We start from the raw sequence: 11,993 nt of genomic DNA, 5'->3' as shown, positions 1-11,993 counted from the left end.
GTAAGAGCGGAACCCTAAGCAGCCGTTACCTAAATAACGGATATGTACTCAATCCCCCTGCAAACCACCACCAAGCCCCCTGTCATCTAAGCGTCACCGTAACTTCATGGAGATGACACCGGCCCTACATAGCCTGACATGGCACAAACAAGTCGACCGGCCGTAACCCTGGCCGGCACTCGGAGACTCGCCATGACTCAGATCGCCCGCATCAGCGACACCGGCAATGAACGCCGCCTGCAAGCCGAACGCCTGATCGGCGCCCAGGCTTTGCAGGAAGCCCAGGCCCTGCGGTTCAACGTGTTCAGCGGCGAATTCAACGCCAAGCTGAAAGGCGCTGAACTGGGCCTGGACATGGATGACTATGATGTTCACTGCAGCCACATCGGCGTGCGGGATTTGAACAGCGGTCGACTCGTCGCCACCACCCGTTTGCTCGACCACCAGGCCGCCACCACCCTGGGCCGCTTCTACAGCGAAGAAGAATTCAGCCTCCACGGCCTGCTGCACCTCAAAGGCCCCATCCTGGAAATCGGCCGCACCTGCGTCGACCCCGCCTACCGCAACGGCGGCACCATCGCCGTGTTGTGGGGCGAGCTGGCCGAAGTCCTCAACCAGGGCGGCTACAGCTACCTGATGGGCTGCGCAAGCATCCCTATGCACGACGGCGGCATCCAGGCCCACGCCATCATGCAGCGCCTGCGCGAACGCTACCTGTGCAACGAACACCTGCGGGCCGAGCCGAAAAAGCCGCTGCCGGCACTGGACCTGCCATCCAACGTCATCGCCGAAATGCCCCCCTTGCTCAAGGCCTACATGCGCCTGGGTGCAAAGATTTGCGGCGAACCCTGCTGGGACGAAGACTTCCAGGTGGCCGACGTGTTCATCCTGCTCAAGCGCGACGAGCTGTGCCCGCGGTATGCCCGCCACTTCAAGGCAGCCATGTGATGAGCCGCCTTCGGGTGTACGGGCGAATTGCCCGCGTGCTGGTGGTGGTGGCCCTGGGTTTGACCATGGCCAGTGTGTTTGGCGTGTTTGAACGTCTGGGCGTGGCCAACTCGATGGTGCGCCGGCAGCGCTGGTCGCGTTTTTTCATGGCACGGCTGACCAACGCCCTGCCCTTTCGCGTGACCGTTCACGGTGAGTTGCCGCAACAGTCGATGCTGTGGGTCAGCAACCACGTATCGTGGACCGATATCCCGCTGCTGGGGATGGTGGCGCCGATGTCGTTCCTGTCCAAGGCCGAGGTGCGCACCTGGCCGGTGGCGGGCTGGTTGGCCGCCAAGGCAGGCAGTCTGTTCATCCGCCGAGGTTCGGGGGACAGCCAGTTGATTCGCAAACAGATGACGCGTCATCTGGAACAACAACACCCGCTGTTGATGTTCCCGGAAGGCACCACCACCGACGGCCGCGCCCTGCGTACGTTCCACGGGCGGTTACTGGCCAGTGCGATTGATGCCGATGTGTCGCTGCAACCGGTGGCGATTCGTTATCTGCGCGATGGCCACATCGACCCGCTGGCACCGTTTATTGGCGACGATGATTTGCTCTCGCACTTGATGCGCTTGTTCGGCAATGACCAGGGCGACGTGGAAATCCATCTGCTCAAGCCGATTGCCTGCGCCGGGCAGGAACGTGCGGCGCTGGCGTTCCAGGCGCAGCAGGCGGTGCAGAAGGCGTTGTTTGGCCCCCTTCCAGAAGCTGAGCAAATGCCAGCGCGGCCAGCATTCGCGGCCTGAAGCGAGCACGGTGAAAAATGTGGGAGCGGGCTTGCTCGCGAAGGCGGTGCATCAGTCAGCAGATTCATTAGCTGACCCACCGCTTTCGCGAGCAAGCCCGCTCCCACATTTATAGTTGTATTGCCAACTGGCTATTTGAGAACCGCTGCAATTCTGGGTAAAACACCCGAAAGTCCTCGCTCAACGGCTCATACAGCGCTCGCAACTCCTGCATGGCATGGCCCAGTTCTTCGGGCCGTGTCAGGCGCCGGCCGATTCCCCGCAGTACCTGTTCCATCACCGCAAATTCCCGATAAGAACCCAGCCAGTCATCCGCCGCCATGTACGGCGCAATCTGCGCCAGCCGCCCCGGCAATGCCGGTTCTTCGGCGAGCACCCGGTAAACCTCAGAGGTAAATCGCTCCAGCGGCTGATCGGCATATAACGCCCAGTCCCGCGCCAGGCAGTGGTCGAAAAACACATCGAGGACGATCCCGGCGTAGCGGCGTCGGGTCAGGGTGAAGCGCGACAGCGCCTCCCCTATCAACGGATGGCTGTCGGTGTAGCGATCAATTGAGCGGTGCAACTGAATCGCCGACTCGATTTGCGGGCTGAACTGGCCTTGCAGGCGACCTTTAACAAAGTCGCCATACAGGCTGCCAAGCAATTGAGCAGGAAGTTGGCCGCCGAGGTGCAGATGTGCGAGATAATTCATGGCGCGCAGTCTAGCACTGCCGTCAACGTATCGTTATAACCCGATATACCGATTCAATCTGGTTTAAGACCAAAATCATATTGGTATATCGGGATACAACGATTTAAAGTTCGCCTCATCGCGATATAACGTTTTACAAAACCGAGCATCACTGCCATGTCCATCGACCTCGACGAAATAATAAAAGCCCTGGCGCACCCAGTACGGCGAGACATCCTCAACTGGCTGAAAGACCCGAAAGTGCAATTCCCCGAGCAACTGCACAACCACGAATACGGCATTTGCGCCGGGCAGATCGACCAGCGCTGCGGGCTGTCTCAGTCCACCGTGTCGGCGCACCTGGCGAACCTGCAACGGGCGGGGCTGATCAGCAGCCAGAAGGCCGGCCAATGGCACTTTTTCAAACGCAATGAGGACGTGATCCAAGCCTTCCTCAAAGCGCTCACCGAAGAACTCAGCGCACCGCTGTAACAAGGACCCATCAATGCCTCTCTCGCTACTCATCCTGGCCTTAAGCGCCTTCGCCATCGGTACCACCGAGTTCGTCATCATGGGCCTGTTGCCCGATGTGGCGGCCGACCTCGGTGTATCGATTCCCGGCGCCGGCTGGCTGGTGACCGGCTACGCCCTGGGCGTGGCCATCGGTGCCCCCTTCATGGCACTGGCCACCGCCAAGCTGCCGCGCAAGGCCGCCCTGGTAGCGTTGATGGGCATCTTCATCATCGGCAACCTGCTCTGCGCCCTGGCCAGTGACTACAACGTGCTGATGTTTGCCCGTGTGGTCACCGCGCTGTGCCACGGTGCCTTCTTCGGTATCGGTTCGGTGGTCGCCGCCAACCTGGTGCCGGCCAACAAGCGTGCTTCGGCCGTGGCGCTGATGTTCACCGGCCTGACCCTGGCCAACGTGCTCGGCGTACCGCTGGGCACCGCGCTGGGTCAGGAAGCCGGCTGGCGCTCGACCTTCTGGGCCGTGACGGTGATTGGGGTGATCGCCCTGATCGGTCTGATCCGCTTCCTGCCGGCCAAGCGTGACGAGGAAAAACTCGACATGCGCGCCGAGCTCAGAGCACTCAAAGGCGCCGGCATCTGGCTGTCGCTGAGCATGACCGCGCTGTTCGCTGCGTCGATGTTCACCCTCTTCACCTACGTCGCGCCGCTGCTGGGGGACGTCACCGGTGTTTCGCCCAAAGGCGTGACCTGGACCCTGCTGCTGATCGGCCTGGGCCTGACCGTCGGCAACATCATCGGCGGCAAGCTGGCAGACAAGCGCCTGGCTGCCACCCTGATCGGCGTGTTCATCAGCATGGCGGTGGTGTCCACCGTCCTGACCTGGACCAGCGTCGCCGTGATCCCGACTGAAATCACCCTGTTCCTCTGGGCCACCGCCTCGTTTGCCGCCGTACCGGCACTGCAGATCAACGTGGTGACCTTCGGCAAGGCTGCACCGAACCTGGTGTCCACCTTGAACATCGGCGCCTTCAACATCGGCAACGCCCTCGGCGCCTGGGTGGGCGGCAGCGTGATTGCCCACGGCTTCGGCCTGACCAGCGTGCCCCTGGCCGCTGCTGCACTGGCCGTGCTCGCGCTGCTGGTGACCCTGATTACTTTCCGTCAGACCGGCGATGCCGACCTGGCCCCCGCGACTAACTGATCAACTAAAGAGAAGGGTGTTATCCCATGACGACTATTTTCGATCCGATCAAACTGGGCGACCTGGAACTGTCGAACCGCATCATCATGGCGCCGCTGACCCGCTGCCGTGCCGACGCCGGTCGCGTGCCCAATGCGCTGATGGCTGAGTACTACGTCCAACGCGCTTCCGCCGGGCTGATCCTCAGCGAAGCCACCTCCGTAACGCCAATGGGCGTGGGTTACCCGGACACCCCGGGCATCTGGTCCAACGACCAGGTTCGCGGCTGGGCCAATGTGACCAAGGCCGTGCACGGTGCAGGCGGCAAGATCTTCCTGCAACTGTGGCACGTGGGCCGGATCTCCCACGAGTCGTACCTGGACGGTGAAACCCCGGTCGCGCCAAGTGCCATCCAGCCTAAAGGCCACGTCAGCCTGGTACGTCCGCTGGCCGACTACCCTACCCCGCGCGCCCTGGAAGTCGCTGAAATCGCCGATATCGTCGACGCCTACCGCGTAGGTGCCGAGAATGCCAAGGCCGCCGGTTTTGACGGCGTGGAAGTCCACGGCGCGAACGGCTACCTGCTCGACCAGTTCCTGCAAAGCAGCACCAACCAGCGCACTGACAACTACGGTGGCTCGCTGGAAAACCGCGCACGCTTGCTGCTCGAAGTCACTGACGCCGTGATTGAAGTGTGGGGCGCCGGCCGTGTAGGCGTGCACCTGGCACCGCGCGCCGACTCCCACGACATGGGCGACGCCAACCTGTCGGAAACCTTCACCTACGTCGCCAAAGAGCTGGGCAAGCGTGGCATCGCGTTCATCTGCTCCCGTGAAAAGGAAGCGGGCGACAGCCTCGGCCCACAACTGAAAGCCGCCTTCGGTGGCCCGTACATCGCCAACGAACGCTTCACCAAGGACAGCGCCAACGCGTGGCTGGCTTCGGGCAAGGCTGACGCCGTGGCATTCGGCGTGCCGTTCATCGCCAACCCGGACCTGCCGGCTCGCCTGAAGGCCGATGCACCGCTGAACGAAGCACATCCAGAGACTTTCTACGCCAAAGGCCCGGTCGGCTACATCGACTACCCGACCCTGGCACTCTGATCTGCTGAAACGAAAAAGCCCCGGCTTGCGAGAGCCGGGGCTTTTTTATGGGCCGCAGGAAACATTCCTTCACAGCCTTGCAACAATATTGCTACAAAATACTTAGCCAACTACCTATCAACCGCCCGCCAGCCCGTATATAACGTCACCCCACAAAATCAGGGAAAAGCCTGATTGACCAGCCCCGGTGTTTATTGTTGACACAACTGGTCGCAATTACGCATTTTGTCTTAATTGCGCAGGCCAGGGCTCAAGCGCAGCATGTCCAACGCGATATCGACCCAGCGCTCTGCGTCCTGGGCCAACTGGAAACTGTCGGGCACCAGCAGCCACTGGCCGAGAATTCCGTCGATATAGGCGTGCATGCACACCGCGGCACGTACGGTGTCGAGATTCTCCGGAAGCTGCCCGCGATGGACCGCGTTACGCAAGGTCAGCCCGATGCGCAGGTTGCATTCGAGGCTGGCGGTCTGGCGCTGACGGCGCAGATCACACATTTCATCGGTGAATTCGCACTTATGAAACAAAATCTCATTGATGCGCCGGGTCTTCGGGTCCAGGGCCACTTGATGGAACAGATGAATCAGCAGCTTGCGCATGCAACCCAGCGGATCGACCTCGTCCTCGCTCTCACTGGCCCTGGCCAATTCATCCAGCGGCTCGTGCAGCGTATCGAGCATCGCCTGCACCAGGTCGGCCTTGTTGCTGAAATGCCAGTAAATGGCACCACGTGTCACGCCTGCCAGCGCGGCAATATCCGCCAGCGTGGTACGCGCAACCCCGCGCTCGTAGAAGGCCTGCTCGGCCGCTTCAAGAATCTGGCTGCGCGTTTCCTGAGCTTCCTCTTTGGTACGACGAACCATGGCAGTAAAACCTCAATCAGGAGACTTGGGGTGATCGGTAACGCAGACTCAACCGCTGCTAACGACCATCTGAATAATTGTGGGACGACGCCGTCAAGGGCGCCGAACGTACTAGAATCGAGGCTTTGGACGCTGCTTTGTCAACATTCCGCGAAGCCTGTCAAGAGTTTACAAACAACCATGAACGTAAGTATATTGCGTAGCAAGCTACTTATCCACTCAGTGCCTGTTTTTTACCCTTCCACACTTCTTGTGCGCACTCTGCGCGCCTGACCCGAGGATCTTCATGCAACTTAAGCCAGCTGTTACCGCCCTGGTTACTGCCGTCGCCCTGGCATCGCTGCTCAGCGGATGTAAAAAGGAAGAAGCGGCTCCGCCCGCTCAAACCCCTCAGGTCGGCGTGGTCACTATTCAACCTCAAGCCTTTACCCTGACATCCGAGCTGCCAGGCCGCACCACGGCCTATCGCATTGCCGAGGTTCGCCCTCAGGTCAACGGCATCATTCTCAAGCGTCTGTTCAAGGAAGGGGGCGACGTCAAGGAGGGCCAGCAGCTCTATCAGATCGATCCGTCGGTGTATGACGCCTCGCTGAAAAGCGCCCAAGCCAACCTTGCCCAGACCAAATCGATTGCCGATCGCTACAAGCAGTTGGTCGATGAGCAGGCCGTCAGCCGCCAGGAATACGACACCGCCGTGTCCAACCGCATGACCTCTGAAGCCAACGTGCAAACGGCCCAGATCAACGTGCGCTACACCAAGGTGTTTGCCCCGATCTCCGGGCGTATCGGTCGCTCTTCGGTCACCGAAGGCGCGCTGGTCAGCAACGGCCAGACCGACGCCATGGCAGTGATCCAGCAACTGGACCCGATCTACGTCGACGTCACGCAGTCCTCTGCCGAGATGCTGAAACTGCGTCGTGACCTGGAAAGCGGCCAACTGGAAAAAGCCGGCGAAAACGCGGCCAAGGTCAAGCTGACCCTGGAAGACGGCACCGCCTACGGCGTGGAAGGCAAGCTGGAATTCTCCGAAGTCTCGGTCGACGAAACCACCGGTTCCGTGACCCTGCGGGCCGTGTTCCCGAACCCTGACCACACCCTGCTGCCGGGCATGTTCGTCCACGCGCAGTTGCAAGCCGGTGTGAACAGCAAGGCCATCCTGGCACCACAGCAAGGCGTGACCCGCGACCTGAAGGGCATCCCGACCGCGCTGGTGGTGAACAAGGACAACAAGGTCGAGCAACGTGTACTGGTGGCCAACCGCACTACCGGCGCCTACTGGCTGGTGGAAAAAGGCCTGAACGCCGGTGACCGTGTGATCACCGAAGGCCTGCAATTCATCAAGCCGGGCATCGAAGTCAAGGTCAAGGACGCTGATAACGCCAAACCCGCCGGTTCCGCTGCTGCTCCTGCTGCCGCTGCTGGTCAAGGGGAGTAATTCATGTCGAAATTTTTTATCGACCGTCCCATTTTCGCCTGGGTAATTGCCCTGGTGATCATGCTGGTCGGGGCACTGTCGATCCTGAAGTTGCCCATCAACCAGTACCCGGCCATCGCGCCAACCGCCATTGATATCCAGGTGACCTACCCGGGCGCGTCTGCACAAACCGTGCAGGACACCGTGGTGCAGGTGATCGAACAACAGCTCAACGGTATCGACAACCTGCGTTATGTCGCCTCGGACAGTAACTCCGACGGCAGCATGACCATCACCGCGACGTTCAACCAGGGTACCAACCCGGACATCGCCCAGGTTCAGGTACAGAACAAGCTCAACCTGGCAACCCCGCTGCTGCCACAAGAAGTACAGCAGCAAGGTATCCGCGTTACCAAGTCGGTGAAGAACTTCCTGATGGTGATCGGTCTGGTGTCGGAAGACGGCAGCATGACCAAGGATGACCTTTCCAACTACATCGTTTCCAACATCCAGGACCCGATTTCCCGGACCGCCGGTGTGGGCGACTTCCAGGTGTTCGGTTCCCAGTACGCCATGCGTATCTGGCTCGACCCGGCCAAGCTGAACAACTACCAGCTGACGCCAGTGGATGTCAGCAACGCCATCCAGGCGCAGAACGTCCAGGTGGCCACCGGCCAACTCGGCGGCCTGCCTGCCCTGCCCGGCACTCAGTTGAACGCCACCATCATCGGCAAGACGCGTCTGCAAACCACTGAAGCGTTCGGCAATATCCTGATGAAGGTCAATACCGACGGTTCCCAGGTTCGCCTGGGTGACGTTTCGCGTATCGAACTGGGCGGCCAGAACTACAGCATCAGCGCACAGTTCAACGGCAAGCCGGCTTCCGGTATGGCGATCAAGCTGGCAGCCGGTGCCAACGCACTGGACACCGCCAAGGCGATTCGCGAAACGGTTGCGTCCCTCGAACCGTTCTTCCCGCCTGGCATGAAGGCTGTGGTGCCGTATGACACCACGCCGGTTGTGACCGAATCGATCTCCGGTGTGGTTCACACCCTGGTCGAAGCGATCGTGCTGGTGTTCCTGGTGATGTTCCTGTTCCTGCAGAACTTCCGCGCCACCATCATCACCACCATGACCGTACCGGTGGTATTGCTGGGTACCTTCGGGATCCTCGCTGCGTTCGGCTTCACCATCAACACCCTGACCATGTTCGGCATGATCCTGGCCATCGGCTTGCTGGTGGACGATGCCATCGTTGTGGTGGAGAACGTCGAGCGGGTAATGGCCGAGGAGCACTTGTCGCCCAAGGAGGCGACGGTCAAGTCCATGGGCCAGATCCAGGGGGCCCTGGTGGGTATCGCCCTGGTGCTGTCGGCGGTATTGTTGCCAATGGCGTTCTTCGGTGGTTCCACCGGTGTGATCTACCGCCAGTTCTCCATCACTATCGTTTCGGCGATGGCGCTGTCGGTACTGGTTGCCCTGGTCTTCACCCCGGCCTTGTGCGCCACCATGCTCAAGCCGATTGACCCGGAAAAACACGGCCAACCCAAGCGCGGCTTCTTCGGCTGGTTCAACCGTACCTTCGACCGTGGCGTACTGAGCTACGAGCGCGGCGTCGGTAACATGATCAAGCACAAGTTCCCGGCGTTCGTGGTCTATGCCCTGATCCTTGCCGGCATGATCTGGATGTTCACCCGCATTCCAAGCGCGTTCCTCCCAGAGGAAGACCAGGGCGTGATCTTTGCCCAGGTACAAACGCCGGTGGGTTCTTCGGCTGAACGTACGCAGAAAGTCATCGACGATATGCGCGCCTACCTGTTGAACGACAAGGAAGGCGAGCCAGGCGAAGGCAAGGCTGTCAAATCGGTGTTTACCGTGAACGGCTTCAACTTCGCCGGTCGTGGCCAGAGCTCGGGCCTCGCGTTCGTGATGCTCAAGCCGTGGGACGAGCGTGACTCGAGCCAGTCGGTATTTGAGGTTGCCAAGCGTGCCCAGGGTTACTTCTTCGGGGCCTTCAAGGACGCCATGGTATTTGCCGTGGTGCCACCGTCGGTACTCGAACTGGGTAACGCCACCGGTTTCGACGTGTTCCTGCAAGACCAGGGCGGCGTCGGCCACCAGAAGCTGATGGATGCGCGTAACCAGTTCCTGGGTGCCGCGGCACAAAGCAAGATCCTGGCGGGCGTGCGCCCCAACGGCGTGAACGATGAGCCGCAGTACGAGCTGACCGTTGACGACGAGAAGGCCAGTGCCCAGGGCATCAGCCTGGCAGACATCCAGCAGACCCTGGCAATCGCCTTGGGTGGCAGCTACATCAACGACTTCATCGACCGTGGTCGTGTGAAGAAGGTGTATGTACAGGGTGACGCCGCCAGCCGGATGTCTCCGGAAGACCTGAGCAAATGGTACGTGCGCAGCACGTCCGGGAAAATGGTGCCGCTGTCGGCCATCTCTTCGGGCAAGTGGATCTTCGGTTCGCCGAAACTCTCGCGCTATAACGGTGTAGCGGCGATGGAAATCCTCGGTACCCCGGCACCTGGCTACAGTACCGGTGATGCGATGGCGGAAGTCGAACGCATTGCCAAGGACCTGCCGGCTGGCGTTGGTTACTCCTGGACCGGCCTGTCGTACGAAGAACGTCTGTCCGGCTCCCAGGCACCTGCGCTGTACGCCCTGTCGCTGCTGGTGGTGTTCCTCTGCCTCGCGGCACTGTACGAAAGCTGGTCGATCCCGATTGCGGTGATTCTGGTTGTACCGCTGGGTGTGATCGGTGCGTTGATCGCCACCAGCCTGCGGGGACTGTCCAACGACGTGTTCTTCCAGGTGGGCCTGTTGGTGACGGTGGGTCTGGCAGCGAAAAACGCCATCCTGATCGTGGAGTTCGCCAAGGAGCTCCACGAGCAGGGCAAAGGCATTGTCGAGTCGGCCATCGAGGCATCCCGCATGCGTCTGCGACCGATCATCATGACGTCCATGGCGTTCATGCTCGGCGTACTGCCCCTGGCAATTTCCACCGGTGCCGGCTCAGGTAGCCAGCACGCCATCGGTACGGGCGTAATTGGCGGTATGATCACCGCCACGGTCCTCGCGATCTTCTGGGTACCCCTGTTCTTCGCAACCGTGTCCTCCGCTGGCGAGCGTAAAAAGACTGAACCCAAGCAAACTCCTAAAGAGGCTGGCCAATGAGCAAGTCGCTACTTTCCTTAGCTGTCACGGCATTCGTGCTCAGTGGCTGCTCGCTGATCCCGGACTACCAGCGCCCTGAAGCGCCGGTAGCCGCGCAGTTCCCGCAGGGGCCGGCGTATTCGTCGGCCCAGGCGCCGGGCCAGGCGGCTGCCGAGCAGGGCTGGAAGCAGTTTTTCCATGACCCTGCCCTGCAACAGCTGATCCAGACCGCCCTGGTGAACAACCGCGACCTGCGTGTCGCGGCCCTGAACATCGATGCGTATGCCGCGCAGTACCAGATCCAGCGCGCCGACCTGTTCCCGGCGGTTTCGGCCACGGGCAGCGGCAGCCGTACGCGCACCCCGGCCAAGCTGTCGCAGACCGGCGAAGCGGGCATCACCAGCCAATACTCGGCGGGCCTCGGGATCAGTTCTTATGAGCTGGACCTGTTCGGCCGCGTACGCAGCCTGAGCGAACAAGCGCTGCAACAATACTTCGCGACCGAAGAAGCGCGTCGCACCACCCAGATCAGCCTGGTGGCCAGCGTGGCCAACGCCTACCTGACCTGGCAGGCCGACAAGGAGCTGCTCAAGCTCACCCAGGACACCCTGGGCGCGTACGAGCAGAGCTTCAAACTGACCTCGCGCAGCAATGAAGTCGGCGTGGCTTCGGCCCTGGACCTGAGCCAGGCCCGTACCTCGGTGGAAAACGCCCGGGTTGCACTGGCGCGTTATACCCGCCAGGTGGCCCAGGACGAAAACAACCTGACCCTGCTGCTGGGTACCGGCCTGCCGGCGAACATCGTCAGCCGGCCATTGGCTGATGACCTGTTGAGCGAAGTACCGGCCGGCCTGCCATCGGACCTGCTGCAACGTCGTCCCGACATCCTGCAGGCCGAGTACAACCTCAAGGCGGCCAACGCCAACATCGGTGCGGCACGCGCTGCGTTCTTCCCGAGCATCACCCTGACCGCCAGCGCCGGCACCGCGAGCCCGACCCTGGGCGGCCTGTTCAAGGGCGGTTCGGGTACCTGGTCGTTTGCACCGCAGATCAACATCCCGATCTTCAACGCCGGCAGCCTGCGCGCCAGCCTGGATTACTCGAAAATCCAGAAAGAGATCAACGTCGCCAACTACGAGAAAGCCATCCAGACCGGCTTCCAGGAAGTCTCCGACGGCCTCGCCGCCCGTGAGACCTACAAGCAGCAACTGGACGCCCAACGTGGCTTCGTCGCGGCCAACCAGGATTACTACCGCCTGGCCGAGCGTCGCTACCGTATTGGTGTCGACAGCAACCTTACGTTCCTCGACGCCCAGCGCCAACTGTTCAGTGCCCAGCAATCGCTGATCACCGACCGCCTGGCGCAGCTCAACAGCGAGGTCAAC

General features: G+C 61.1%; 10 protein-coding genes. 8 read left to right on the top strand and 2 right to left on the bottom strand.

Annotated elements, in window-relative coordinates; translation table 11 throughout:
- Positions 1 to 192 precede the first annotated feature (192 nt).
- Both olsB and HX869_RS23715 read left to right on the top strand, forming a co-directional pair.
- Positions 193 to 948: an L-ornithine N(alpha)-acyltransferase gene (gene olsB / locus HX869_RS23720; RefSeq protein WP_008431132.1), complete on the top strand. Its 756-nt coding sequence runs from the start codon at positions 193 to 195 to the stop codon at positions 946 to 948.
- The gene (locus HX869_RS23715) at positions 948 to 1,739 is read left to right on the top strand and encodes a lysophospholipid acyltransferase family protein (RefSeq protein ID WP_003219789.1); all 792 of its coding nucleotides are present in this window, start codon (positions 948 to 950) and stop codon (positions 1,737 to 1,739) included. Before olsB ends, HX869_RS23715 begins: the two co-directional genes overlap by 1 nt.
- A 109-nt stretch (positions 1,740 to 1,848) precedes the next feature.
- Here HX869_RS23715 and HX869_RS23710 read toward each other — a convergent pair whose 3' ends face one another.
- Positions 1,849 to 2,433 carry an ACP phosphodiesterase gene (locus HX869_RS23710; protein ID WP_178903732.1) on the bottom strand — a complete coding sequence of 195 codons (585 nt, stop codon included), beginning with the start codon at positions 2,431 to 2,433 and terminating at the stop codon, positions 1,849 to 1,851.
- Between the two features lie 156 nt (positions 2,434 to 2,589).
- Here HX869_RS23710 and HX869_RS23705 point away from each other — a divergent pair, with 156 nt between their 5' ends.
- The 3 genes from HX869_RS23705 to HX869_RS23695 are packed head-to-tail and all read left to right on the top strand — an operon-like array spanning position 2,590 to position 5,166.
- A complete protein-coding gene (locus HX869_RS23705) occupies positions 2,590 to 2,904 on the top strand; it encodes a helix-turn-helix transcriptional regulator (protein ID WP_003219793.1) in 315 nt (104 codons plus the stop codon).
- A 13-nt stretch (positions 2,905 to 2,917) separates the two neighbouring features.
- A complete protein-coding gene (locus HX869_RS23700) occupies positions 2,918 to 4,084 on the top strand; it encodes an MFS transporter (RefSeq protein WP_003219795.1) in 1,167 nt (388 codons plus the stop codon).
- A 26-nt stretch (positions 4,085 to 4,110) separates the two neighbouring features.
- Complete coding sequence (locus HX869_RS23695; RefSeq protein ID WP_177050525.1) at positions 4,111 to 5,166, top strand: alkene reductase; 1,056 nt, start codon at positions 4,111 to 4,113, stop codon at positions 5,164 to 5,166.
- A 230-nt stretch (positions 5,167 to 5,396) separates the two neighbouring features.
- Here HX869_RS23695 and HX869_RS23690 read toward each other — a convergent pair whose 3' ends face one another.
- Complete coding sequence (locus tag HX869_RS23690) at positions 5,397 to 6,029, bottom strand: TetR family transcriptional regulator (protein ID WP_003219798.1); 633 nt, start codon at positions 6,027 to 6,029, stop codon at positions 5,397 to 5,399.
- Between the two features lie 286 nt (positions 6,030 to 6,315).
- On the opposite strand from HX869_RS23690, the gene HX869_RS23685 reads away from it, so the two are divergent.
- The 3 genes from HX869_RS23685 to adeC all read left to right on the top strand — a co-directional run.
- Complete coding sequence (locus HX869_RS23685) at positions 6,316 to 7,464, top strand: efflux RND transporter periplasmic adaptor subunit (RefSeq protein ID WP_003219800.1); 1,149 nt, start codon at positions 6,316 to 6,318, stop codon at positions 7,462 to 7,464.
- A 3-nt stretch (positions 7,465 to 7,467) separates the two neighbouring features.
- Positions 7,468 to 10,629, top strand: coding sequence for an efflux RND transporter permease subunit (locus HX869_RS23680; protein ID WP_177021339.1), 3,162 nt, complete (start codon positions 7,468 to 7,470; stop codon positions 10,627 to 10,629).
- The coding region (gene adeC, locus HX869_RS23675; RefSeq protein WP_178903731.1) for an AdeC/AdeK/OprM family multidrug efflux complex outer membrane factor at positions 10,626 to 11,993 on the top strand (1,368 nt) is incomplete at its 3' end. The genes HX869_RS23680 and adeC, both read left to right, overlap by 4 nt.

This window comes from Pseudomonas sp. P7779 (genome assembly GCF_013386315.1).
Lineage (GTDB): Bacteria > Pseudomonadota > Gammaproteobacteria > Pseudomonadales > Pseudomonadaceae > Aquipseudomonas.
Note: the sequence above shows the minus strand (reverse complement) of the source record. Positions and strands in the feature narration are given on the sequence as shown.